The organism is Paracoccus haematequi, assembly GCF_900631945.1.
Lineage (GTDB): Bacteria > Pseudomonadota > Alphaproteobacteria > Rhodobacterales > Rhodobacteraceae > Paracoccus > Paracoccus haematequi_A.
In genome coordinates, this window is record NZ_UZWE01000014.1 from 52297 (window position 1) to 75729 (window position 23433).

The 23433-nt window shown below is 69.5% G+C and carries 24 protein-coding genes; 11 read left to right on the forward strand and 13 right to left on the reverse strand.

Annotated features, from left to right (window positions below; translation table 11 throughout):
- Positions 1 to 68: 68 nt before the first annotated feature.
- Genes PARHAE_RS00840 through PARHAE_RS00850 form a run of 3 tightly spaced genes read left to right on the forward strand, consistent with a single transcriptional unit; the run spans position 69 to position 2876 of the window.
- Positions 69 to 746, forward strand: coding sequence for a GntR family transcriptional regulator (locus tag PARHAE_RS00840; protein ID WP_126152712.1), 678 nt, complete (start codon positions 69 to 71; stop codon positions 744 to 746).
- Positions 747 to 756: 10 nt separating this feature from the next.
- Positions 757 to 1968 (forward strand): mannonate dehydratase, encoded by a 1212-nt coding sequence (uxuA, locus tag PARHAE_RS00845; protein ID WP_126152713.1) that lies wholly within the window; start codon positions 757 to 759, stop codon positions 1966 to 1968.
- Positions 1968 to 2876 carry a sugar kinase gene (locus PARHAE_RS00850; protein ID WP_126152714.1) on the forward strand — a complete coding sequence of 303 codons (909 nt, stop codon included), beginning with the start codon at positions 1968 to 1970 and terminating at the stop codon, positions 2874 to 2876. The genes uxuA and PARHAE_RS00850 overlap by 1 nt, the downstream gene beginning before the upstream one ends.
- Positions 2877 to 3195: 319 nt before the next feature.
- On the opposite strand, the gene PARHAE_RS00855 is transcribed toward PARHAE_RS00850, so the two are convergent.
- From PARHAE_RS00855 to PARHAE_RS21505, 9 genes are read right to left on the reverse strand one after another with little or no spacing between them, the layout of a single operon-like run.
- The gene (locus PARHAE_RS00855) at positions 3196 to 3603 is read right to left on the reverse strand and encodes a hypothetical protein (RefSeq protein WP_126152715.1); all 408 of its coding nucleotides are present in this window, start codon (positions 3601 to 3603) and stop codon (positions 3196 to 3198) included.
- Positions 3600 to 4493 carry a glycosyltransferase family protein gene (locus PARHAE_RS00860; RefSeq protein ID WP_206436831.1) on the reverse strand — a complete coding sequence of 298 codons (894 nt, stop codon included), beginning with the start codon at positions 4491 to 4493 and terminating at the stop codon, positions 3600 to 3602. Before PARHAE_RS00860 ends, PARHAE_RS00855 begins: the two co-directional genes overlap by 4 nt.
- Positions 4494 to 4550: 57 nt before the next feature.
- Positions 4551 to 5591, reverse strand: coding sequence for a UDP-glucuronic acid decarboxylase family protein (locus tag PARHAE_RS00865; protein ID WP_126152716.1), 1041 nt, complete (start codon positions 5589 to 5591; stop codon positions 4551 to 4553).
- Positions 5592 to 5595: 4 nt separating this feature from the next.
- Complete coding sequence (locus PARHAE_RS00870; RefSeq protein WP_126152717.1) at positions 5596 to 6681, reverse strand: CgeB family protein; 1086 nt, start codon at positions 6679 to 6681, stop codon at positions 5596 to 5598.
- On the reverse strand, positions 6678 to 7760 hold the full coding sequence (locus tag PARHAE_RS00875; protein WP_126152718.1) for a CgeB family protein: 1083 nt from the start codon (positions 7758 to 7760) through the stop codon (positions 6678 to 6680). The genes PARHAE_RS00870 and PARHAE_RS00875 overlap by 4 nt, the downstream gene beginning before the upstream one ends.
- Positions 7757 to 8866, reverse strand: a complete 1110-nt coding sequence (locus PARHAE_RS00880; RefSeq protein ID WP_126152719.1) for a CgeB family protein — start codon at positions 8864 to 8866, stop codon at positions 7757 to 7759. Before PARHAE_RS00880 ends, PARHAE_RS00875 begins: the two co-directional genes overlap by 4 nt.
- On the reverse strand, positions 8863 to 9936 hold the full coding sequence (locus tag PARHAE_RS00885) for a glycosyltransferase family 4 protein (RefSeq protein WP_206436832.1): 1074 nt from the start codon (positions 9934 to 9936) through the stop codon (positions 8863 to 8865). The genes PARHAE_RS00880 and PARHAE_RS00885 overlap by 4 nt, the downstream gene beginning before the upstream one ends.
- Positions 9933 to 11018: an SDR family NAD(P)-dependent oxidoreductase gene (locus PARHAE_RS21500; protein WP_241232617.1), complete on the reverse strand. Its 1086-nt coding sequence runs from the start codon at positions 11016 to 11018 to the stop codon at positions 9933 to 9935. Before PARHAE_RS21500 ends, PARHAE_RS00885 begins: the two co-directional genes overlap by 4 nt.
- Positions 11018 to 12133 carry an NAD-dependent epimerase/dehydratase family protein gene (locus PARHAE_RS21505; RefSeq protein WP_099650795.1) on the reverse strand — a complete coding sequence of 372 codons (1116 nt, stop codon included), beginning with the start codon at positions 12131 to 12133 and terminating at the stop codon, positions 11018 to 11020. Before PARHAE_RS21505 ends, PARHAE_RS21500 begins: the two co-directional genes overlap by 1 nt.
- 130 nt (positions 12134 to 12263) lie before the next feature.
- On the opposite strand from PARHAE_RS21505, the gene PARHAE_RS00900 reads away from it, so the two are divergent.
- Genes PARHAE_RS00900 through PARHAE_RS00915 form a run of 4 tightly spaced genes read left to right on the forward strand, consistent with a single transcriptional unit; the run spans position 12264 to position 15737 of the window.
- Positions 12264 to 12860, forward strand: a complete 597-nt coding sequence (locus PARHAE_RS00900; protein ID WP_126152721.1) for a histidine phosphatase family protein — start codon at positions 12264 to 12266, stop codon at positions 12858 to 12860.
- 11 nt (positions 12861 to 12871) lie between these two features.
- Positions 12872 to 13660 carry a TIGR04290 family methyltransferase gene (locus tag PARHAE_RS00905; RefSeq protein WP_126152722.1) on the forward strand — a complete coding sequence of 263 codons (789 nt, stop codon included), beginning with the start codon at positions 12872 to 12874 and terminating at the stop codon, positions 13658 to 13660.
- Positions 13657 to 14601 (forward strand): glycosyl hydrolase, encoded by a 945-nt coding sequence (locus tag PARHAE_RS00910; protein WP_126152723.1) that lies wholly within the window; start codon positions 13657 to 13659, stop codon positions 14599 to 14601. The genes PARHAE_RS00905 and PARHAE_RS00910 overlap by 4 nt, the downstream gene beginning before the upstream one ends.
- 11 nt (positions 14602 to 14612) lie before the next feature.
- Positions 14613 to 15737 carry an inositol-3-phosphate synthase gene (locus PARHAE_RS00915; RefSeq protein ID WP_126152724.1) on the forward strand — a complete coding sequence of 375 codons (1125 nt, stop codon included), beginning with the start codon at positions 14613 to 14615 and terminating at the stop codon, positions 15735 to 15737.
- On the opposite strand, the gene PARHAE_RS00920 is transcribed toward PARHAE_RS00915, so the two are convergent.
- The gene (locus tag PARHAE_RS00920) at positions 15677 to 16291 is read right to left on the reverse strand and encodes a DUF1003 domain-containing protein (RefSeq protein WP_164555092.1); all 615 of its coding nucleotides are present in this window, start codon (positions 16289 to 16291) and stop codon (positions 15677 to 15679) included. The genes PARHAE_RS00915 and PARHAE_RS00920 overlap by 61 nt on opposite strands.
- A gap of 65 nt (positions 16292 to 16356) precedes the next feature.
- Here PARHAE_RS00920 and PARHAE_RS00925 point away from each other — a divergent pair, with 65 nt between their 5' ends.
- The 4 genes from PARHAE_RS00925 to PARHAE_RS00940 are packed head-to-tail and all read left to right on the forward strand — an operon-like array spanning position 16357 to position 20743.
- Positions 16357 to 17322, forward strand: coding sequence for an MDR/zinc-dependent alcohol dehydrogenase-like family protein (locus PARHAE_RS00925; RefSeq protein ID WP_241232618.1), 966 nt, complete (start codon positions 16357 to 16359; stop codon positions 17320 to 17322).
- On the forward strand, positions 17319 to 18302 hold the full coding sequence (locus PARHAE_RS00930; protein WP_126152726.1) for a Gfo/Idh/MocA family protein: 984 nt from the start codon (positions 17319 to 17321) through the stop codon (positions 18300 to 18302). The genes PARHAE_RS00925 and PARHAE_RS00930 overlap by 4 nt, the downstream gene beginning before the upstream one ends.
- The gene (locus tag PARHAE_RS00935; protein WP_126152727.1) at positions 18303 to 19358 is read left to right on the forward strand and encodes a polysaccharide pyruvyl transferase family protein; all 1056 of its coding nucleotides are present in this window, start codon (positions 18303 to 18305) and stop codon (positions 19356 to 19358) included.
- Complete coding sequence (locus PARHAE_RS00940; protein WP_206436834.1) at positions 19355 to 20743, forward strand: Coenzyme F420 hydrogenase/dehydrogenase, beta subunit C-terminal domain; 1389 nt, start codon at positions 19355 to 19357, stop codon at positions 20741 to 20743. The genes PARHAE_RS00935 and PARHAE_RS00940 overlap by 4 nt, the downstream gene beginning before the upstream one ends.
- Before the next feature lie 70 nt (positions 20744 to 20813).
- Here the strand turns inward: PARHAE_RS00940 and PARHAE_RS00945 are convergent, their stop codons facing one another.
- From PARHAE_RS00945 to PARHAE_RS00955, 3 genes are read right to left on the reverse strand one after another with little or no spacing between them, the layout of a single operon-like run.
- Positions 20814 to 21977, reverse strand: a complete 1164-nt coding sequence (locus PARHAE_RS00945) for an MBL fold metallo-hydrolase (protein ID WP_126152728.1) — start codon at positions 21975 to 21977, stop codon at positions 20814 to 20816.
- Positions 21946 to 22896, reverse strand: coding sequence for a patatin-like phospholipase family protein (locus PARHAE_RS00950; protein WP_164555093.1), 951 nt, complete (start codon positions 22894 to 22896; stop codon positions 21946 to 21948). The genes PARHAE_RS00945 and PARHAE_RS00950 overlap by 32 nt, the downstream gene beginning before the upstream one ends.
- Before the next feature lie 24 nt (positions 22897 to 22920).
- Positions 22921 to 23406, reverse strand: a complete 486-nt coding sequence (locus PARHAE_RS00955; protein ID WP_164555094.1) for a DUF4142 domain-containing protein — start codon at positions 23404 to 23406, stop codon at positions 22921 to 22923.
- Positions 23407 to 23433 lie beyond the last annotated feature (27 nt).

Sequence of the window (23433 nt, forward strand, 5' to 3'; positions counted from 1 at the left end):
CCAACGCGCCCACGACAATTCGCTTCACTGGTATGGAAGTATGGTATAATAAGGCCGCAGGAGGCATCATGGACATTGCCCGGATCACCATCGCGCCCAGCACCTCGGCCCAGGTCCACGACTGGCTGCGCAAGCGCGTGCAGCAAGGCGACCTGCCGCCCGGAATGCGCATCAGCGAAACCGAGGTCGCCGCCGCCATCGGCATCAGCCGCCAGCCGGTGCGCGAAGCCTTCATCCGCCTGGCCAGCGACGGCCTGGCCGAGGTCCGTCCGCAGCGCGGCACCTATATCAGCAAGATCTCGGTCCAGGCGGTTCTGTCCGCCCGTTTCATCCGCGAGGCGGTCGAGGCCGACCTGGCCCGCATCGTGGCAAAGGCCCGCCCCGCCGAGATCCTCGACCGCATGGCGGACGAGATCGCCCGCCAGCATCACGCCGACACCGCCGGTTCGGTCGAGGATTTCATCGAATCCGACGACCGTTTCCACCACATGCTGGCGCTTGCCGCCGGTCAGGATGCCGTCTGGGCCGACCTGGAGCGGCTGAAGGCGCAGATGAACCGGCTGCGGCACCTGTCGATGCGCGCCTTCGACCGCAGCTTCACCATCGGCCAGCACCAGGCGATCCTGGACGCCCTGCGCCAGGGCGACGCGGACGCGGCGGAAGGCGCGATGCGCACCCATCTGCGCCAGATGCTGACCGAGGTGCCGCAGATGGCGGCGGCCCAGCCCGACTATTTCACCGCATAAGGAGCCCGCGATGCGACACACCTGGCGTTGGTTCGGTCCGAACGACCGCGTGTCGGTGGACGACATGCTGCAAGCGGGCGTCCAGGGCGTCGTGACGGCGCTGCATCATCTTCCCACGGGCGAGATCTGGTCGCCCGAACAGATCGCGCTGCGCCAGGCCCAGCTTGCCGCGATGCGCGACGGCGCGCCCTCGGGCCTGGAATGGGAGATGGTCGAGAGCCTGCCGGTCAGCGAACAGATCAAGACCCAGACCGGCGACTGGCGGGACCATGTCTCGAACTGGATCGCGTCGATGCGCAACCTGCGCGCGGCGGGGATTCGGGTGATCTGCTATAACTTCATGCCGGTGCTGGACTGGACGCGCACCGACCTGGAATGGCGCCGTCCCAACGGCGCCCGCTGCATGAGGTTCGACCTGATCGACTTCGCGGCCTTCGACATCCACATTCTTGAACGCCCCGGCGCCGCGCAGGATTTCCCGGAAGACGTGCGGGACGCCGCCGCCCGCCGCTTTGCCGACATGGACGATGCGACCCGCCAGCAGCTTGCGGGCAATGTGGTTTTCGGCCTGCCCGGCGCGGCCGAGCATCTGACCATGGCCGACGTGCGCGACCTGCTGCAAACCTACGCCCCGGTAACGGACGCGGTGCTGCGCCGCCATTTCCACGACTTCCTGGAACAGGTGGCCCCGGTCGCGCAGGATCTGGGGATGCGGCTGTGCTGCCATCCCGACGACCCGCCCTTTCCGCTGCTGGGCCTGCCCCGCGTGATGTCGACCGAGGCCGATTTCGCCGAACGCATGGCGGCGGTGGATCTGCCTGCCAACGGCATCACGCTGTGTTCGGGATCCTTGGGCGCGCGGCATGACAATGATCTGCCCGGCATGATGCGTCGCCTGGGCGACCGGGTGCATTTCCTGCATCTGCGCAACGTGCGCCGCGACAGCGACACCGTGCCCGCCAGCTTCTTCGAGGACGAACACCTGTCCGGCCAGACCGACATGGTGGCCCTGATCGACGCCATCCTGGCCGAGGAGGCCCGCCGCCGCACCGCCGGGCGCGACGACTGGCGCATACCCATGCGCCCCGACCACGGCCAGGACATCCTGGACGACATCGGACGCGGCGGCCAGCCGGGCTATCCCGCCATCGGGCGGCTGAAGGGTCTGGCGGAACTGCGGGGCGTGGAACTTGCGCTGTCGCGCAATCACCGGGCCGCCTGATGCGGATCCTGTCCATCGGCGAGGCCATGGTCGAACTGGGCCAGTCGGACCAGCCGGGCCTGTGGCGGCTGGGGATCGCGGGCGACACGCTGAACACCGCCTGGTATCTGCGCCGCCTGCTGGGGGCGGATGGGCGGGTCGATTACCTGACCCGCGTTGGCACCGGGGCCTTTTCCCAGCGGATGCTGGATTTCCTGGCGGCCGAGGGGATCGGCACGGCCCATATCGGGCGCGACCCCGACCGCGAGATCGGCCTTTACGCGATCAGCCTGAAGGATGGCGAACGCAGCTTCGCCTATTGGCGCGACACATCGGCGGCCCGGCGGCTGGCGGACGATCCGGCAGCCCTGGACGCCGCGCTGGAGGGCGCGACGGTCGCCTATTTCTCGGGGATCACCGTGGCGATCCTGTCGCCCCAGGGGCGTGCGAACCTGCTGGCTGCCCTGGCACGCGCGCGGGCTTCCGGGGCGCGGATCGTCTTCGACCCGAACCTGCGCCCGCGTCTGTGGGAAGATGCGGCGACGATGCGGCAAGGCATCAGCAAGGCGGCGGCGGGGGCCGATCTGGTCCTGCCTTCGTTCGATGACGAGGCCGCGCATTTCGGCGATGCCGACCCGCAGGCGACGGTCGCGCGCTATCTGGCGCTTGGGGCGGGGCAGGTGGTGGTGAAGAACGGCGGCGGGCCGATCCGCTTCGGCGGGCGGGACGGGTGCGGGACCGCGACCGACCTTGAGCCTGAAACGCCCGTGGACAGCACGGCGGCGGGTGACAGCTTCAACGCGGGCTATCTGGCGGCCTGGCTGACGGGCGCCGATTGCGCGGCGGCCATCGCGGCGGGCCACGCCCTCAGCCGCAAGGTGATCGGGTATCGCGGGGCGTTGGTGCGCGAGGCGGTGGCGACCGCCTGAAGCGCCGAATTGGCGAAGGCCGTCGCCTTCCACGCCGGGGCATTTCCACCTGAACCGCCGGACCGGGCGCGCCTTGCCAAAGGTGACTTTTCTGAAGCGCGGGAGCGGTGGTGGGCAAGCCGGTCGTCGATACGGGTCAGGATCGGGGCGGTGCGATCCTGCCACGCGGCCAGACGGGAGTGACGCTCGGCTCTTGATTGCCTTGCGGAGCACGCGGTGCGACAGAGGCACGCCCCTTGGGCAAGGCGGTGTCATCGATAATCGGCCAGGCGTCGCTGCCACCTCCCAAGGCGCCGGCATCGCCCTCGGCTGAAGGCCGTTAACGGGAACCTGCCGAGTGGTATTTCTCCTCGACCAGTTCGGAACGCAGCAGGGCGTTGATCTGGCGCTTCAGCGCAGCCCTTTCGTCGTTCGTCAGATAGACCGAGCGCGCCAGCCCGATGAACTCGGCATCGAATTGGGCGGCGGCCTCTTTGGCGCGAATGTCGTCCTCGACCGTCCACAGGGCCAGGTTCACACGCCGCAGGCCGGCGATCAGATCCGCGAGGCCCGGCTGCGAAAGGACGGGTGCCGCGATATCGCGCAGCAAGGCAAGCTCGCGGTCCACATTGGCGCGGGCGGCGGGATCGGCGATGCGATGGGCCTTGATCTCCAGGATGGTGATCTTGTCCAGAAGCTCGCCCCAGGACACGGGGGCAAGCGGCGCGGGGCGATCATCCGAAGTCATGTCGTTCCTTCCGCGGGCTGCAATCGGCGCAGTCGCTCCAGGGCATCCGCGACATGGCCCAGGACGGCGGCCCAGTCGCCGGGCGCGGGCTGGCGCCAGACGCGCATGGTGGGATACCAGGGCGTGAAGGGGGTCTCGACCGGCCAGCGCCAGTCGGGGTCGTGCTTGACCAGCAGCCAGACGGGCCGTCCCAGCATCCCGGCCAGATGGGCGATCATCGTATCCACCGTGACGACAAGACCCGACCCGGCGACAAGCTGGGCGGTCCGCACCATGTCCAGCGGGCAGCCCTGCGGGTTCAGCACCGGCAGCGCGGTCGGTCCCGGCATCAGCGACAGCGCGGGACCGGAGCAGAAGGGGGCGAACATCGCCTCGGGCACGGACCGCGCGGCGTCCCAGTCGCCCGCGCCCCAGCACAGCCCCACCGTGCCCCGAGGCAGCGCCGCCGGCGCGATGCCCAACCGGGGCATGGGCGCGTCCGCAGGCCCCGTCCGCAGGGCAAGCGGCAGTTCCATGATCTCGATGTCGCAGTCCTGCGGCGGCAGGGGGTGGGCCGCGTCGAAGGGGACCAGCCGGTGGATGCCGGGGAAGCCCCGGAACAGGGGCAGAAGATGCGGCTGCATCTCGACCGTGACGCGCGCCGCGCGTTGCGCCAGCAGCGGCAGGAAGCGCGAGAACATCAGCGTGTCGCCCAGCCCGTGATAGCAGCGGACCAGCACATCCCGGTCCCGGAAAGGCCGGCCGTCCCACACCCATCGCAGATGATAGGGCAAAGCCGGATCATCCCGCGTCGTCGGATCGCACCGCGTCAGCGCATGGGCCGCGATGGTCCAGGCGGCCGGAAAATCGCCGCGCCGCATGGCGCAGGTCCAGGGATCGCCGGTCGTCACGGCGCCGACCCCGGACCTGTGCTGCTGGCCCCAGGCGGCCGCGCGCGCATGTCGGTCCTAGCCTGCGAATCCGGCCGCAGCAGGCTTGGCCGCCGCGAGTTCCGCCGCGAACCAGGCGCAGGTCGCCTCCAACCCTTCGGCCAGCGGAACCTTGGGCGCCCAGCCCAGCACCTCGTTCGCGCGGCTGATATCGGGGCGCCGGCGGCGGGGATCGTCCACAGGCAGGGGGCGATGCACCACGCGAGCGGCTGTGCCCGTCAGCGCCAGGACATGGCCCAGCAACTCGTTCACCGTCATCTCGTCGGGGTTGCCCAGATTCACCGGATCGGACCCGTCGATATCGGCCTCCATCAATGCCATCAGTCCGGCCACCATGTCCGAGACATAGCAGAAGCTGCGCGTCTGGCTGCCGTCTCCATAGATGGTCAGTTCGTCGCCGCGCAGCGCCTGACAGATCAGGTTCGATACCACCCGCCCGTCGTTGGGGTCCATATTCGGACCATAGGTGTTGAAGATGCGCGCGACGCGCACCTGCGTACGGCCCGCGCGGCCATAGTCGAAGGCCAGCGCCTCGGCCGCGCGCTTGCCTTCGTCATAGCAGGCGCGGGGTCCGGTGCAGCTGACATGGCCGCGGTAATCCTCGGCCTGCGGGTGGATCTCGGGGTCGCCATACACCTCGCTGGTCGAGGTCAGCAGGAAGCGCGCCTTTGCGGCCTCGGCCAGGTGCAGCAGGTGGTTGGTGCCCACGACATTCGTCATCATCGTGTGTTCGGGGTTCTGCTGATACAGCGGGGGCGAGGCGGCACAGGCGAGATTCCAGACGCGGGTGATGCGTGGCGCCATCCGCGTCAATTCGGCGGGCAGCGGCTGGCTGATGTCGTGGCGCATGAAGCGGAAACGGGGATGGCCTTCCAACGCCCGCAGGTTCGAAGCCCGCGAGGTTTGCAGGTTGTCCAGGCAAAGGACGGATTCCCCCTTTTCCAGCAGCGCGCGGCACAGATGCGATCCGATGAAGCCCGCGCCCCCCGCGACGACGTTCAACGCCAGCGGTCGGATTGTCGGGCCGGGGCCGTGATCCAGGTCGGTCTGCTTCCTCATGCCTTCAGCCCTCCGCTGTTTCGGTCGGTCGCGTGATTGCCTTGTGCTTGGCCGCTTCGCCCAGATGGGCTTCCAGTTCGGCCGCGCGATGGTCGGACGAATGCGCGGCCTCGATACGCGCCCGCGCTGCGCGGCCCATTGTCGCGGCGTCGCTGTCCAGCGCCGCCAGCACATCGGCGGCGCCATCCGCCAGCACGATTTCCTGATCGGGCCGGAACAGCGTCTCGATCCCGTCCCATTTGTCCGAGATGATGGGCGTGGCGCAGGCCCCGGCCTCGAACAGCCGGACCGAGGGCGAATAGCCCGCCCGGATCATGTCGGCCCGCGTGACGTTCAGCGTGAAGCGGCTGGCCGAATAGAAGGCCGCATGGTCGGCGGGCGGGCAATGTTCGATGCGTTCGACATTGCCGGGCCAGTCGATGCCGGGGGGATATTGCGGCCCGGCCACCACGAAACGCAGGTCGGGGCGCCGCCGGGCGGGTTCCAGCAGCAGCCGCTCCAGCGTGGGCTGGCGGTCGTCGCTGTAGGTGCCCAGATAGGACAGATCCCAGCGGATCGGCACGTCGCGCGGGCCGTAAAGGTCCAGGTCCACCGAGCAGTAAAGCGCCCGCGCCATCGGCGCGCCATAGCGGGTTTCGATATGGCGCAGGGTCGGGCCGCCGGTGAAGGACAGATACACATCGAAACCGGGGATCACGGCGGGCGAGAGATATTCGTGATCGCCCCGTTCCAGCTTGGCCAGCGTGACCGGCGTGTCGATGTCGTAGAAGGCCGTCACGCCCCCCACCCAGCCCTGCACGCGGCGCGCGACCTCAACGCCCTCGGGGACGTAGCTGCCGACGATCACCGCATCCGCCGCCGCGATCTCGTCCCGCCAGCGATCCAGCGCGGGCAGGCCCTCATAGAATTCCAGCCGGCACCAGTCGGGGGCGGTCAGGTCGCGCTGCCCGGCATACCAGGGCACGTCGCGTTCCAGGAACAGCACCTGATGGCCGCGCCGGGCAAAGGATTTCAGCAGCGCGCGAAAGGTCGTCGCGTGGCCATTGCCCCAGGACGACGACAGCGACAGGCCCAGGACGACCAGCTTCATGCCGCCATTCCCTTCGCCTGCGCCTTGAACAGCGCGTCCACCTGCGCACCGCGCAGGGCATAGGTGTGTTCCGCCTTGACCCGCGCCAGCGCCGCCTGGCCGATCTGCTTCGCCCGTTCCGGCGTCAGCGCCGCCAGATGGTCGGCCACGTCCTGCCCGTCGCGGGCGACCAGAACCTCGCGGTCGGGGGTCAGGAACTGCTCGATCCCCTCCCAGGCGTCAGTGATCAGGCAGGCGGCGGCACCGGCGGCTTCAAAGACGCGGGTGGCCGGGGAAAAGCCCACATGCGCCATGCTGTCGCGGGCGACGTTCAGGACGGCCAGCGGCGTGCAGTTGAAGGCGTTGTGTTCATGCGTATAGACATGGCCCAGGTGGCGGACATTGCCCGGCATCGGCTTGCTGTCCCAGCCGTTGCCGCCGATCAGGAAGCTGCGATCCGCCAGCATGGCGGCGGGCTTCAGGAAGAACTCCTCGACCCGCGCCTCGCGGTCGGGCAGGCGGTTGCCCAGAAAGGCGAGATCCGAGGCGAATTTCGGATCGGCGGGGGCGGGGTGATGGGTCGCCGGGTCCAAGGCGTTATAGACCGGCTCGCACAGCTTCGCGCCGAAGCCGCGATAGGCGTCCACCACGGGCGGGCCGCCGCCATAGGTCAGCACCATGTCGAGGGCGGGCAGCGCCCGGCGCACCGGATGGTCCGGGGCCGTCCGCATCTCGTCCAATGTGGCCGCCGCGTCCACGTCCCAGAAGATCTTCAGCGCGCCGGGTTTTGCACCCGCGACCACGCCGTCCAGCAGTTCCCGGTCGAAGACGCCGACGCCATTGGCCTTGACCACGATATCGGCGTCGGCCGCCTCGGCCAGGACGCCGCGCATGGCGTCCTCGGTCGCGGGATAGACGACCGAGCGGCACCAGTCCGGCGGGTCGATGTCGCGGTGCTGCTGGCGGTCGAATGCGTCGGGTTCATAGAAGGTGATCTGGTAGCCGCGCCTGGCGAGTTCGCCCAGGATGCCGCGGTAATAGGTGGCGGCACCGTTCCAATAGGAGGACAGCAGGCTGGATCCGTAGAATGCGATCTTCATGCGGCAGAAGCTCCGTGGTTCAGGCCGAGCGTTCCGGCAATGGACAGAAGTTCCTGCGCGCGATGGGCGCAGGTATGGCGGGCGCGGATGGTCTCCAGCCCATGTGCCACCAGCGCGGCGCGCAGGTCGGCATCATGGGCAAGGTCGCGCAGGCGGGCGGTCATTTCCGCGCCGTCGCCCGCGAACAGAAAGTCCTGGCCGGGGCGGAACAGGGCTTCGCTGTCCTGCCAGGGGGCCGAGACCAACGGGATGCCGCAGGCCAGCGCCTCGAAGACGCGGATGGTGGGGATGCCGGGCAGCATCGTGGTATAGAAGCGGCGCGGGACATGCACGGTCGCCATGTGGCGCGCGAAGATTTCGGGTGCCGCGGCGTTCGGCGCCCAGCCGTGATAGCGCACGCCGTAACGGTTCAGCGTCGCCAGGGCCTCGGCGGGGTAGCGGACGCCGTAGATGTCGAGCGGCAGTTCCGCCTGCTGCGCCGGGCGGAACAGGAAGGTTTCAAGCTCCTCGGTCCGCTCGCCGTCGCCCCAGTTGCCGATCCAGACCAGCCCTTCGCGCGCGGTTTCCTGCGCGGGCGGGTGAAACAGGCGGGTGTCGGCGGCCTCGTGCCAGGTCCAGACGCGATCCCCCCAGCCCCAGCGGCGATAGACCTCGCTCAGCGCCTCGCCAAAGGCCAGAACGCCGTCGAAGCCCGACAGGTCGAAGGCGCGGATCGCATCCGGGTCGCTGACGGCGCGGTGGTGGGTGTCGTGGAACAGCAGCTTGAAGCGGGCGCCCCCCTTGCGCGCCCGGCCAAGGGTCGCGGCCAAGGTAGGGTCGTTCCATTCGTGAACGATCACCAGATCGGCGTCGCCCGCCAGATCGACCGGATCGGCGGCGGGGTCATAGGTTTCGACCGACAGGTCGGGATAGTTCCGGCGGAACGGCTCCAGCCCCGCAGGCCCGTGGTCGCGCAGCAGGTTTTCCAGGCTCCAGGCGCCTTGCGGCTCCAGCGCGCGGACATGGTGGCCCGCTGCGGCCAGTTCCCGCAGCACGCCGCGCAGGAAATGGGCGTTGCCGTGGTTCCAGCAGCTTTGCAGCGAATGGGTGAAATAGACGATCTTCATGCGGCCTGGGTCCGTCTGGCAAGCGCGTCGCGATAGATCTCGGCCATCTGCTCGGCCATCGCGGCGGGGGTATAGCGGGCGGCGCGCTGACGGGCGGATTTGCCTCGGGCAGCGTGGCAAGCCGGGTCGGCGAGAAGCGCGGCGATGGCGTCGGCAAAGCCCTGCGCGTCGCCAGGCGCAACGAAGGAAGCCGCTCCGTCCCAGAGTTCGCGAAAGGTCGGAAGGTCCGACAGCACCAGCGGGCAACCGGCCTGCGCGGCTTCCAGGACCGCCAGGCCAAAGGGCTCGAACCGGGCGGCGCTGACAAAGACCGGGCGGCGGGCCAGCCAGCGACCGATGACCTCGGCGGGCAGGGGGCCGGTGGCTTGCAGATGCGTGGGCGTCACTGCCCCGCCATGCGGCGCGCGAGTGGCGCCGATGGCGACGAAGGGCGCATTCAGCCGCGCGGCAACGGCGTCCAGGGTGGCGGTGTCCTTGACCTCGTCCCAAAGCCTGCCGACCGTCAGCGCGCCGGGAAACGGCTGCGCCGGGGGCAGGGGCAGGGCGGTGCGGCCGTTATGGACCACCGCCGGCAGCAAGGGCAGGCCGTAGCGGCGGGCCGTCGCCTCGGCATAGGCGCGGGTCGGCGCCACCACGCGGTCGGCGGCGCGCAGGCCCCGGCCGACCAGTTCGGGCAGCCAGGCCAGCGCCGGATCGACCGCACCGCCGCGCGCCGCGTCCCACCAGGTGCCAAGGCAGCCGTGGTTCACGGCGACGACCGGCCGGTCATGGCGCGCCACGGCCAGAGCCGGGGCGTTCAGATGCACCAGATCCGCGCCCTCCTGGTGCACCATCCGCGCGACCGCATCCGCCGCCGCCAGCACCGGCGCGGGACCGTCGCTGAGCCAATCGAGCGGCAGGCCGGTTTCGATCAGCCGCACCCCCACCGCCTCGGCCGCGGCACGCTGATCGGGGTCGGGCGCAGGGCCCAGGACCGCCAGCACCACCTCGACCCGCAGGGCGGTGGCGAGTTCCAGCGCATAGGCCCAGACCCCGCCCATCGCGTCGGTGGTCATCAGCACCCGCATCATGCCGACTTCGCCAAGGGCTGGCCGATGGGCAGGTTGATCCCGCCCTCGGCGGCCAGCCATTGCGTCAGCCTTGTCACGCCCTCTTGCCAGTCCAGCTTGGGCGACAGGTCCAGCGCCTGGTCCGCCGCGCGGGTGTCGGCGACGAAATACCGCTGGTCGCCCGCCCGCCAGTCGGAATAGGCGATGTCCACCGGGCGGCCGATGATCCGGCCCACGAAGGCCAGAAGCTGGCGCAGGCTGACCGCGTTGGCGGGCCCGCCGCCCAGGTTGAAGACCCGGCCGGACACCTGGTCGATTCGGTCCCAGGCCGCCAGATAGGCCTCGACCGCGTTCGAGACGTCCAGGATGTCGCGCACCTGGCAGCCATCGCCGAACAGCGTGATCTGCTGGCCCTTCAGCGCGCGGATCAGGAAATGGGCGACCCAGCCCTGATCCTCGGTTCCCATCTGGCGCTGGCCATAGATGCAGGACATGCGCAACACGCAGGTGGGCACGCCGAAGCTGCGGGCATAGTCCAGCACATACTGGTCCGCCGCGCCCTTGGAACAGCCATAGGGGGTGTGGAAATCCAGCGGCCGGGCCTCGCCGATGCCGTGGTCGCGCACCTGGGCGTCGGTCGGAAGGTAAGCCTCGCCCTCCAGCGCGAAATCCAGATCGGCCAGGTCGCCATAGACCTTGTTCGTCGAGGCAAAGACCAGCGGCGTGCCGTCGCCCTTGGCGCGGAGCGCCTCCAGCAGGTTCATCGTGCCGATCAGGTTGATGGTCATGTCCTCGACCGGCTCGACCATGCTGGTGGTCACGGCGACCTGGGCCGCAAGGTGAAAGACTGCCTTTGCTTCGCGCGCGGCAGCGGCCATGCGGGCGGCGTCGCGGATGTCGGCCCGGACATGCTCGATCCGGTCGCCGTGGCGATCTTGCAGCCAGGCGAGGTTGCGTTCCACCCCCGGCCGGGTCATGGCGTCATAGACGATGACCCGGTGCCCGTCGCCCGCCAGGCGGTCGGCCAGGTTCGAGCCGATGAAGCCCGCGCCGCCGGTGACCAGCACCGGGCGCGGATCGGCGGATGCGTCGGTCCTGGCCATCACGCCACCAGCCCGCGCTTGTCCAGTTCCGCCCGCGCCTGTTCGACCCGGTCCACGGCCGTCTGGCTGGCGACCCATTCGGCCAGTTCGGCCAGCCCCTCGCGGAAATCGGTCTGCGCGGTGAAGCCCAGCGTTTCGGCGGCAAGCGTCGTGTCGCAGAAGCAATGGCGGATGTCGCCGATGCGGGCCTTGCCGACGATCTGCGGCTCCAGCGCGTTGCGGCCCATGGCGCGGCCCAGTTCCCGCGCGACCTCGGTCACGGAACGGTCGTTGCCCGAACCGATATTGAAGGTGCCGCCCGCCGCCTGCGGCAGGGACAGCGCCTCGGCAAAGGCGCGGGCCACGTCCGAGACATGGACGAAATCGCGGCGCTGCTCGCCATCCTCGAAGATCATCGGCGCCTGACCGTTCAGATAGCGCGAGGCAAAGATCGCCAGCACCCCGGTATAAGGGTTCGACAGCGCCTGTCCGGGGCCGAAGACGTTGAACAGCCGCAGGCACACGCCCTCGATCCCGTAGGGCGCGGTCATGATATGGGTGGTGCGTTCCTGCACGTATTTGTTCAGCGCATAGATCGAGGCGAGATTCGGCTGCTTCCATTCCGGCGTCGCCACCGGGGTCAGCGGTCGGCCCTGCGCGTCCACCGGGTCCCATTGCTTCAGCCCGTCGCGGATGCCCACGCGCTCGGCATCCTGGACCATCCCGCCGTCGGCATCCTTGTAAAGCCCCTCGCCATAGATCGACATCGACGAGGCGGTGACGACCCGGCGGACGGGATTGTCGATCAGCTTTTCGAACAGCACGGCGGTGCCCACGTCGTTCGTCGAGGTATAGCGCTCGACCTCGTACATGGACTGGCCCACGCCCACCTCGGCGGCCAGGTGGATGACGCTGTCCATGCCCTGCAGCGCGCGGCCCACCGCATCGCGGTCGCGCACGTCGCCCTGGATGAATTCGGCCTCGGGGTTCAGCGCGTCGGGACGCGAGGCACCCTCGCCATGGACCTGCGGGATCAGCGCATCGAGGACGCGGACATGATGGCCGCGCCGCAGCAATTCGTCGGTGACGAAGCGCCCGATGAACCCCGCGCCTCCGGTGATCAGAACCTTTTCCACTTGCCCCTCGCTCGTGTTTTCAGAAAGGATGTTCCTCTCAGGACCGTGACCTAAAGGCCGACATGCGGATTTGGTTCCACCTTCTTCATCTTTGTTGCCGGTGCGGCAAAGCCTCGCGCTGCCCCGCGGCATGAGCGTTCTGGTCGGCCTGGTGCGCCACGGCGCGCATGACGATCTGGGCACATGGCTGAGCGGGCGAACCCGCGATATCGCGCTGAATGCGGCGGGCCGGGACCAGACGGCGGCACTGGCACGGCGGCTGGCCGGACGGGGCATCGCCGCCGTCCACACAAGCCCTCGCCGCCGCACGGTCGAGACTGCCGCGATCCTGGGGCAGGGGTTGGGCCTGACCCCCGAGCCCCAGCCCGCCTGGGACGAGGTTGACTTCGGCGCCTGGTCCGGCGCGCGCTTTGCCGATCTCGAGGGCGATCCGGCATGGCGGCACTGGAACGCCGCCCGCGCCACCGCACCCACGCCGGGGGGCGAGACGATGGCCGCGGGGGCGGATCGGGCGCTGGCGCATCTGCACCGGCTGGCGGAACGGGGCGGCGGCGGGCCGGTCCTTTGCGTCAGCCATTGCGACGTGATCCGGGGGGTGATCGCGCGGGTGCTGGGCCTGGGCCTCGACAACATTCTGCGGTTCGAGATTGGACCCGCATCCGTCAGTTGGGTGTTGTCGCATGGACAGGGCACGGCCCAGGTCCTGACCCTGAATGGCACCGAGTGATGGGATGACCCATGAACGCACCGACAATCGAGCACAGGATTCAAGAGCTTGGCTCCTGGTTCCAGAACCTTGACCTGAACGGCGTCCGCACCGCGCCCGATCATTTCCTGGGCGATTATCCCGCCGACAAGTTCTCGCGCTTCTCGCATCTGGTGCCCGAGGACCTGACCGGCAGGACGGTCCTGGACATCGGCTGCAACGCCGGCTTCTACAGCTTCGAGATGCGCCGGCGGGGCGCGGCGCGGGTCTTGGGGATCGACACCGACGCGCGCTATCTGGCGCAGGCCTGCTTTGCCGCCGAGGTGCTGGATGTGGGCGGGGTCGAGTTCCGGCAGATGGGCGTCTATGACGTGGCTGCCCTGGGCGAACGCTTCGATCTGGTGGTGTTCATGGGGGTGCTTTACCACCTGCGCCACCCGCTGCTGGCGCTGGATCTGATCCGCGCCCATGTGGCGGACGACCTGATGCTGTTCCAGACCCTGACACGCGGTCCCGACAGCGTGGCCCAGCCGGCCGAGGATTACAACTTTTCCGAGGACGCCCAGTTCCAGCAGCCCGACTGGCCGCGCATGGCCTTCATCGAACATCAATGGGCGCATGACTGGACGAACTGGTGGGTGCCGAACCGGGCGGGGGTCGAGGCGATGCTGCGCGCCTCGGGCTTTGCCATCGAGGCGGGCCCCGCCGACGAGGTCTATCTGTGCCGCGCGGCAGAGGTGCCCTTTGCCCAGTACGGGCCCGCCGCCGTCTATCCCGCCCGACCCGAGTCCGACACCAGCCAAGGAGACGCCGCGCAATGATCGAAGCCGCGATGATCTGGAACGAGCCGAACAACAAGTCCCACTGGGACCCCGAACTGGACCCGGACTGGTCGCGCTTCGGCCAATGCGTCACCCTGGCCGGCCAGGCGATCCGCGCCGTGAACCCGGACCTGACGCGCGTTCTGGGCGGCATGTCGCCGATCGATCAGTTATGGGTGCAGCGGATGCAGGGTCACGGCGCGCTGGATCATGTGGATGTGGTGGCGGTGCACGGCTTTCCGCTGGACTGGAACCTGTGGCAGATCCACGAATGGCCCGCCAAGGTGGCCGAGATCGAGGCCGTGACCGACAAGCCCGTCTGGGTGACCGAGGTGGGTGTCGGCAGCTTCGGCGCCGAAGAGGTGCAGGTCTTCGGCGTGCAGAAGACCGCCGAGCTGCTGGTCGGCCGCGTGCCGCGCATCTTCTGGTATTCGCTGTTCGACCTGCCGCAGGAATGGGGCGCCACCACCCGGCACCGCGAGGCCGAGGGCAGCTCCTATTACCGGCATTTCTACATGGGCCTGATCCGCGCGGACGGCACGCCCAAGCCGGGGCTGGAGGCCTATGCGCCGCACGCCGCCGACATGGGGCTGATGCAGTGGTTCCATTACCAGGACCCGCGGCTTGACGATGCCGTGGCCTGGATGAAGCGCCTGGGCGTCCGGCACCTGCGCACGGGCCTGTCATGGGCCGACAGCTTCCGTCCCGACGCGCTTGGCTGGTTCGACCGGCAGATGGAGGCGCTGGCCGATTTCGACACGACCGTGACCTTCTGCTTCACGCCGGAACACCTGGGTCCGGGCGCCCATCACACCAGCCCGCCGCACGATCCGCAGCAATTCGCCGATTTCTGTGCGGCCATGATTGAACGATATGCGCCCCAACGGGTTAAGGCCATGCCGGAGGCCGTGCCGACGGCGATCCAGTCGACCCTGACCTGAAGGCTGCGCCCATGAAAGATGCCCCACCGACGATCAATATCGCCATCATCGGGGTCGGCAACTGCGCCAGTTCGCTGGTGCAGGGGCTGGCGCATTATGCAGGGCGCAACGATGCCACGGGGCTGATGCACCACAGCCTCGGGGGCTATCGACCCGACGACATCCGGGTGGTCGCGGCCTGGGACATCGACGCCCGCAAGGTCGGCTGCGACGTGGCGCAGGCGATCTTCGCCCTGCCGAACTGCACCGCCGTCTTCGCCCCCGAGGTGCCCGACACTGGCGCCGTGGTCCGCATGGGACGTATCCTGGACGGCGTGGCCGAGCATATGGCCGATTACCCCGAGGCGCGGACCTTCCTGCCCTCGGACGCCCCCGAACCCTCGCGTGAGCAGGTCGTGGCGGCGTTGCGGGATGCGCGGGTGGATGTGCTGATGAACTATCTGCCCGTCGGCAGCCAGAAGGCCACGGAATTCTATGCCGAATGCGCGCTGGAAGCGGGCGTGGCTTTCGTCAACAACATCCCGGTCTTCATCGCCTCGGATCCGGTCTGGGCCGAGCGGTTCGAACAGGCGGGCGTGCCGATCATCGGCGACGACATCAAGGCCCAGCTGGGCGCGACCATTGTCCATCGCGTGCTGACCGACCTGTTCCGCAAGCGCGGCGTCAAGCTGTGCCGGACCTATCAGCTGAACACCGGCGGCAACACCGATTTCCTGAACATGGCGAACCATAAGCGTCTGGAGAAGAAGAAGATTTCCAAGACAGAGGCGGTGCAGTCGGTTTCGGCCGAGCGGATCGCGGACGACAACATCCATATCGGCCCGTCCGATTACGTTGCCTGGCAGAACGACAACAAGGTCTGTTTCCTGCGGATGGAGGGCGAGCTTTTCGGCGGCGTTCCCATGAACCTGGAACTGCGCCTGTCGGTCGAGGACAGCCCGAATTCCGCAGGCGTCGCCATCGACATGATCCGCTGCGCGGCTATCGCGCGCGACAGGGGCCTTGCCGGACCTGTCATCGCGCCCGCCGCCTGGTTCTGCAAGCACCCGCCGCAGCAGATGACCGATGACGAGGCCTATGAGGCGGTCGAATCCTTCATCGCCGGCGGGTTGCCTGCCGCAGCGTCCCTGTCGTGACCGCTGGCGGGGTGGCCTGGGGCGCCGCCGTCCCCCTCGATCTCTTCCAGCGCGTCCAGAACCTGTTCGGGATCGACGTTCTTTTCGACCTCCTGGGCCGCGCCTTCGTCGATCGGAACGTCAAGCCGTTCGGCCATGCGGTAGATCACGGAAGCCAGCTTGGTCAACTCGTCTTCGGTCAGCAGACTGACATGCAGGGTGAAATCGGCGCGGGCGTCGGCGCGCTGCTCTTCTCGCCGCTGGTTCATCAGGACGAACAGCGACAGGAAGATCGCTTCGGTCGAGGCCACCGAGCCGACCAGCCCCAGGCCTTCGCCGAAGGGGATCGGAATGGGGATCAGATCGGTCAGGACCAGCAGCGCGCCGCCGTAGAAGACGACATGCAGCAGGATGAAGGTCATAGAGCCCGCGATCTTGGTGATCGTTTCCGCGATCCGCTCGCTGGGCGAGGCGCGGGCGTCCTCCTGACGGCGACGCTCGACCAGCCGCAGGATGTTGCTGGTCAACTGTTCCTTCATGCCCTCGCCGGAAGGGACGGGATCGTTACGGTCCATGACAGCCTCGCCATCCATGCCTTGCACAAGGGACCGGGCGGCGGCTTGGTTCCGGGAGACGACAGATGATTCAGACCATGCGCGCGGCGGTCCTCGACGGTCCGCAGCGGTTTTCCGTGGCCAGGGTGCCGGTGCCCCGGCCCGATCCGGGCGAGGTGCTGATCCGGCTGGAGGGCTGCGGCGTCTGCGCCTCGAACGTCGAGCCGTGGGAGGGCCAGCCCTGGTCCACCTGGCCCGGCGCGCCCGGCGGCATGGGGCACGAGGGCTGGGGCCGGATCGCGGCCCTGGGCGAGGGGGTGGGGGGCCTGTCCGTCGGGGACCGCGTGACCGCGCTGACCGAACGGTCCTATGCCGAATACGACACGGCCCCCGCCGCGATGGTGGTGCCGCTGCCCGCCAGCCTGGACGGGATGCCGGTTCCGGGCGAACCCGTGGCCTGCGCGCTGAACATCTTCGCGCGGTCGGACATCCGCGCCGGCCAGACGGTGGCGATCGTCGGCATCGGCTTTCTGGGCGCGATCCTGACCCGGCTGGCAACGGACGCGGGGGCGCGCGTGATCGCCGTGTCGCGCCGGGCCGAGACGCTGGATCTGGCCCGCAGGATGGGTGCTTCGGAAACCATCCCCATGGACGACCACTGGCGCATCATCGAGGACGTGAGGCGCCTGACCGACGGGCACATGCCCCAGCGGGTGATCGAATGCGTGGGCAAGCAATGGCCGCTGGATCTGGCCGGGGACCTGGTGGCCGAGGGCGGGCGTCTGGTGATCGCGGGCTATCACCAGGACGGGCCGCGGCAGGTGAACATGCAGATGTGGAACTGGAAGGGCATCGACATCGCCAGCGCGCATGAACGCGACGCGGCCGTGCGCGTGGCGGGGCTGCGGGCGGCGGTGGATGCGCTGGCCCAGGGGCGGCTGGACCTTGGCCCGCTGCTGACCGGCTCCTATCCGCTGGAGGATCTGGGCGAGGCCCTGGCCGCGACCCGCGACAAGCCCGGCGGCTTCGTCAAGGCCTGGGTGGCGCTGTGAGGCCGCGCCTGGGCTTTCTCGGCACCGGCTGGATTGGGCGGCACCGGATGGGGGCCCTGGCCGCCAGCGGCCTGGCCGAGATCGTCGCGGTGGCCGAGCCGGACGACGCCTGCGCCGCCGAGGCGCTGACGCTTGCGCCCGATGCCCGGCGGGTGGACGGACTTGACGCGCTGCTGACCGCCGACATCGATGCCGTGGTGATCGCCACCCCAAGCGCGGCCCATGCGGACCAATCCATCGCCGCGCTGAACGCGGGCAAGGCGGTGTTCTGCCAGAAGCCCCTGGGCCGCACCGGGCCCGAGGTGGCCGAGGTGGTCGCAGCCGCCCGCCGCGCTGACCGCCTGCTGGGGGTCGACTTGTCCTATCGCCACACCGCCGCCATGGCCGCGATCCGCCCGCTGCTGGACGCGGGCAGCCTGGGCCATGTCTTCGGGGTTGACGTGACCTTCCACAACGCCTGGGGCCCGGACAAGCCCTGGTTTTACGACCCCGCGCTGTCGGGCGGCGGCTGCGTGGTCGATCTGGGCGTCCACCTGATCGACCTTGCGCTGTGGTCGCTGGGCTGGCCCGAGGTCGCGGGCGTCGAAAGCCGACTTTACGCCAAGGGCGCGCCGCTGGCCGATCCGGCGCGGCAGGTCGAGGATTACGCCACAGCCACGCTGGATCTGGCGGGCGGCACGGTCGTCCGCCTCGCCTGCTCCTGGGGCCTGCAGGCGGGGCGCGAGGCGGTGATCGCGGCCGAGTTCTTCGGCACCGAAGGCGGCGCATCCCTGCGCAATGTCAATGGCTCATTCTACGATCTGCGGGCCGAACGGCATCATCACATCCGCGCCGAGCCCTTGGCCGAGCCGCCCGACGACTGGGGCGGGCGCGCGGCGGTGGACTGGCTGACGCGCCTGGCACAGGGGGCGCGCTTTGACGATGACGCGCGGCATCTGGTCACGGTCGCGCGGGTGATCGACCGGATCTATGGGCGATAGATGCGCGTCGGGGTGCTGACCTTTCACCGCTGCATCAACTATGGCAGCTACTGGCAGGCCCGCTGCCTGGTCGAGGCCATCTCCGCGCGCGGCCACAAGGCGGTCCTGCTGGATCATCAGTCGCGGGACGTGACCTCGCGCGAATGGCGCTATGCCTTTCAGCCGCTGACGCCGGACCGCTCCTCGCGCGCCGACGTGGCGCAATATGGCCGCAAGCTGCGCAAGTTCGTGCAGGCGTTCGAGGCGCTGCCGCTCTCCGCGTCCTTCGACCTGGATGATCCCGCCGCGATGCCGTCGGTGGATCTGGCGGTGATCGGCAGCGACGAGGTGCTGAACCTCAGCCATCCCTGGTATGGCGGCAAGCCGATCTTCTGGGGCGAGGGGCTGGCCGCCCCGCGCGTCGTCACCTATGCCGCCAGCTTCGGCAATTACGCCGCCGACTTCATCGAGCCGCAATGGGCGGAACGCCTGCGTGCGCTGGATGCGGTCTCGGTGCGCGACGCCAACAGCTTCGGGCTGGTGGCGGGGGTCCTGGGGCGAGAGCCGGCGATGGTGCTGGACCCGGTGCTGCTGAACCCGCCCAAGGTTCAGCCGGCGGAGGAATCGCCCTATGTGCTGGTCTACGGCCACCACATCCCCGACTGGTTCGCGGATCGCGTGCAGGCTGCCGCCCGCGCGCGGGGCCTGCGCATGGTCAGCGTGGGCTATCGCAACGACTGGGCCGACGAACAGCGGCTGGATGCCGGGCCGCAGGACTTCGCGGGGCTGATGGCGGGGGCGCAGGCGGTCGCCACCACCTATTTCCACGGCTGCTGCTTTGCGCTGCTGAACGGCAAGCCGCTGGCCTGCGCGCCCTCGGATTACCGCTGGACCAAGGTGCGCGACCTGACCGCGCTGCTGGGCGCCGAACGCCACCTGACTTTCGAGGATCGCGACCCCGCCGACATCACCGCGCTGCTGGCCGAGCGGGTCTCCGACCAGGTCCAGGCCCGGATCGCGCAGCTGCGCGCGCAATCGGCGGCCTGGCTGGACGCGGCGCTTGCGGGGCGGGCATGAGCCGCGCGCTCAGCCCCGCGCAGATCGTCGCCTCGGATCTGTGCATCGGCTGCGGGGTCTGCGCCTCGGGCGGCGAGGCGGGGATGGCGTGGGATGCGTATGGCCAGTTGAAACCGCACGGCCCCGCCACCCGACGGCAGACCGAGGCTTTCGCCGCGCTCTGCCCGTTTTCGCCTTTCGCGGCGAACGAGGACCAGATCGCCGCCGCCCGCTTTCCTGATGCGCCGCACCTGGATGCGCGCCTCGGCCGCCATGTCAGCTGCCATGTCGGCGCCGTGGCCGAGCCGCCCTTCCGCGAACGCGGCAGTTCCGGCGGCATGGTCAGCTGGGTCGCCGCCGAGCTGATGCGGCGGGGCCAGATCGACGGCGTGCTGCATGTCCATCCGGGGCAGCCGGGTCAGCCCTTCTTCGGCTATCGCATCAGCCGGTCGGAACAGGAGCTGCTGGCGGGCGCCCGGTCGCGCTATCACCCGATCCATCTGGCCGAGGTGCTGAGGGAAGTCCGCGCCATGCCGGGCCGCTATGCGGTGGTAGGCATTCCCTGTTTCATCAAGGCCGTGCATCTGGCCCGCGCGCAGGATCCGGTGCTGGCGGACCGCATTACCCACATGCTGGGCCTGTTCTGCGGCCATATGAAAAGCGCGCGCTTCGTCGACAGCTTCGCCTGGCAGCTTGGCGCCGATCCGGCCCGCGTCCGGGCGGTCGAATACCGGCTGAAGGACGCGAACCGCCCGGCCAACTGGTACACCGCGCACCTGACGCTGGAGGATGGCAGCACGGTGCAGAAGGACTGGTTCCACCTAGCCGACGGCGACTGGGGCGCGGGCTATTTCCAGAACCCGGCCTGCAATTTCTGCGACGACGTGGTGGCAGAGACCGCCGATGTCAGCTTCGGCGATGCCTGGGTGGAACCCTATTCCCAGGACGGCCGGGGCACCAATGTGGTGGTCGTCCGCGCCCCCTTGATCCAGCGCCTGATCGACGAGGCCCGCGCCGAGGGTCGGCTGGCGCTGGACCAGGTCGATGCCGATTTCGTGGCCGAGACGCAGGCGGCGGGGTTCCGGCAGCGGCGCGAGGGGCTGGCCTATCGCCTGACCTGGGCGAAACGCGGCATTCGCCCCGTCAAGCGCGTGGCGCCGCAGGCGGCGGGGATCGGCTGGCGCCGAAAGCTGGTCTATCGCACCCGCGCCGCGATCAGCCGCGGTTCGCACAGGATGGCGCGGCTGGCGGCGATCACGAGCCGCCCGCAGATCTATGTCGGGTGGGCGAGGCGGGCCTATGCGCTTTACGAGGCGCTGACCTATCACCGGGGGCGGCTTGCCCCGATCCTCGACCGGATCGAGCGGATGACAAAGCCGCGCGGCGGCGACCCTCGCCGCCCCTAGCAACTGCATCCTTCAACCAGCCTGGGCGGTCCCGTGGTTCGGCGCTCTGCACCGCCGCTGGACCGGCAGGTCAGGATCGGTCCGCCAGGGCGTCCCGGCGGGCATACCGGCTGCGACGCGGCAGCCCGCGCGCGGCGAAGTCCCGCGCCAGCCGGTCGAGCGCCGCCCGGAAATCCGGCCCCGCCAGGGCCGGGCCGTGCCCCGGAATCATGCGGTCCGGCCGCAGCGCGGCAAGCCGGCGCAGCGATTGCCCGGCCGTGTCCCAATCGGTGGTGAAATAGGCGGGCGGGCCTTGCAGATGCGGGATCTGCAAGGCGGCGCTGCACAGCGATTCCTGCCGCGTGGCGCTGATCGCGTCGCCCGCGATGAGGGTGCCGGTGGCGGCGTTCCAGAACGACACATGCCCCGGCGCATGGCCGGGCGTATGGATCCATTGCCAGCCGTCCAGACCGGGGATGGTCCCGTCGCCGGGCAGGTCGGAAAGCCGGTCCGACACGTCGATCGGCCCGCGCGGGAACAGGGGCGACAGTTCCGCCATGCTGCCGCCCCCCACTTCGGGCGCGGGCGGCGGATAGGACCGCGTGCCGTCCAGAAAGCCGCGTTCGGCCCGGTGGGCAAGGATCGGCGCATCCCAGTCGCGGGCCAGGTCCGCAAGCGCGCCGACATGATCGAAATGGCCGTGGGTCAAAAGGATCGCCGCCGGGCGGGCATCGCCGAAACGGCTCCGGGCCGCCGCCCGGATGGCGGGGCCGAAACCGGCGATGCCGGCATCGACCAGGAACCACCCCCGGGCCCCCGCGCCAGCCGGGCCGATGAAGGCGACGTTCACGATGCCGCAGCGCAGCCGGGCCACATCGGGCCCGCAATCCTGCGTCACCGCCGCAGGGGGCAGCGGGACGCCCGGTGGTCCCGGCGGCTGGGTCAGGACGGCGGCGGCCAGCGAAAAGGCGCCGTATCCGGTCAGAAAGGCGCGCGGCCCAGGGGCGCTTTCCCGCAGTCCCGCCGCCAGGCAGGCCGCCCCCTGCACGGCGTCCAGCATTCGGTGCTGGTCCAGGTCGATGCCGCCGCCCTGTCCGGGGCGATAGCGCGTCGCCAGCGAATAGGCCGCCACCCCCAGCCCTGCCAAGGCCAGCGGCCGCGTCAGCCTGCCGGGCCAGCCCAATGCGCGGGGCAGCGCAAGCAGGGCCAGGGCGGATGCGGCGTCAAGCCGGGCGTGAAGACGGGGCGGGATCATCGGACGCATTCTCCATCGGGGGTTTTGCGGACGCGGCAGGGGGCGCGCCGCTCAGGTCGGCCAGCGCGCGAGCGGTCAGCAGCCTGCCCAGCTCGACCCGGCGCTCCAGGTTCGAGCGGCTGAAATCGAAGGCCTTGCCAACGAATTCGTCCTGGGGATCGGACAGGACGACATGGCGGAAATTGCGGCCCGCCAGGTCCGCGCACTGGATGATCCGTTCCGACTGCCCGGCAAAGAACAGTTCCTGCGCGCGGGTGCCGATGCCGTCCATCGTCTCGGTCAGCGTGCCCTGTCGTGCGAACAGATCCAGCGCGATGATGGCCGCGTCGCCCGGCCGGTCCAGCAGCGGACGAAGCGGCAGGTTTTCGCAAAGTCCCGGATCCAGCAGGCAGCGCCCGTCGATCCGCACGGGCCGGAACAGGACCGGCAGGGCGGTGCTAGCCATGATGTGATCGACGCTCAGCGCCATGTCCCGGTTGCGGAACTCCACGACCCTCCCGGTTTCCGCGTCCAGCGCGGTCATCGTCACCTCGATCTCGGCATCGTTCAGGCGGTCGAAGTCGATCGTCCGTTCCAGCAGGCGCCGCATCGGCCCGCGCCGGAACTGCGAGCGGTCGGCGGGCATTCCGGGCAGGATTTCCCATAGCCCCGGCCAGGACGGCACGAACAGCGACGGATGGCCGCGCATCAGCATCGCCGCGACCGCCGCCCGCCGCCCGGTCATCCGCCGTTCCTGCCGGACCTGGGCCAGAAACGCGTGCAGCGCCTCGGACCGCCGGTCCGGGGGGTTGCCCGCGATGACCGCCGCGACCACCGCCCCGATCGAGGCGCCCGACATGCGCGTGACGCGCAGGCCGGACTGTTCGATCGCCGCCCAGGCGCCGACGTGGAACGCGCCAAGCGCATTCCCGCCGGCCAAGCAAAGCCAGGCCTCCATGTGCGGTCAGCCCATGCGCTCGCTGATGGCGCGCAGCATGGACATGTGGCTGTCGATCGCCGGAACGCCGACGATGGACGCGCCGCGCGCCATCAGATTCTGGCCGTTTTCGGCATAGGCTGCGTGCAGGGCGCGCAGCTGTTCGTGGCCCTGCATCTGTGCCGCCAGATACTGCCGGTCGAATTCGGCCCCTGCTTCCATGGCGGTCATCTGCTCCAGCAGGGCCGCGTGTTCCGGCGTCACCTGATCCGAGGGCGTCGCGCCAAAGGCGCGGGCCACGGCCTCCTGTTCGGCCACCTCAAGCGCGGCGAAGGCCTTGACGGCGGGGTCCGTGCCCTTGTCGGCGGCGGCCCGGCTGCTCAGCAGCGAAAAGTTCCCGCCCATCAGGATCGCCTGCATGTCCGCATCGGGTGCGGTCTGGGCGAACGACATTCGGGCGACCGGCAGGACGGCGGCGACCGCTCCGGCTGCGAAAAGGGTTCTGCGCTTCATCTGCATTCTCCTGCTTGGGGGTCCGGG